The sequence below is a fragment of the Buchnera aphidicola (Lipaphis pseudobrassicae) genome, assembly GCF_005081185.1.
Taxonomy (GTDB): Bacteria; Pseudomonadota; Gammaproteobacteria; order Enterobacterales; family Enterobacteriaceae; genus Buchnera; species Buchnera aphidicola_AD.
In genome coordinates, this window is record NZ_CP034870.1 from 507,110 (window position 1) to 507,526 (window position 417).

At 24.7% G+C, this 417-nt stretch carries 1 protein-coding gene; it reads left to right on the forward strand.

Features of this window, described 5'->3' with window-relative positions:
* The coding region (locus tag D9V70_RS03325) for a 3D domain-containing protein (protein ID WP_253254801.1) at positions 1-396 on the forward strand (396 nt) is incomplete at its 5' end.
* Positions 397-417 lie beyond the last annotated feature (21 nt).

The window sequence follows — 417 nt, forward strand, 5'->3', positions numbered from 1 at the left end:
TCTATGAAAACAATAAAAAAATGGTGTCAAAGACATACAATAAAAGAAATACAAAGTTTATTTGAAGAAAATAAATCATTTGTATTTTTTAAAAAAGATAAAAATAAAGTTTATGGTGCAAGTGGCGTTCCATTAATTTCTAAAGCTTCAATAGCCGTTGATCATTCGATAGTTAAAAATGGTAGTGTACTACTATTACAAATACCTATTCTAGATAAAAATGGTATATTTATTAATAAATATGAAATGCGTTTAGTAGTTGCATTAGATGTAGGAGGAGCAGTAAAAGGTCAACATTTTGATATTTATGAAGGTATTGGAAATGAAGCTGGTATATTAGCAGGATTTTATAATCACTATGGATATGCATGGATATTAAAAACAAAAAATACTTAAAAAGTTATATAATTAAAAAAT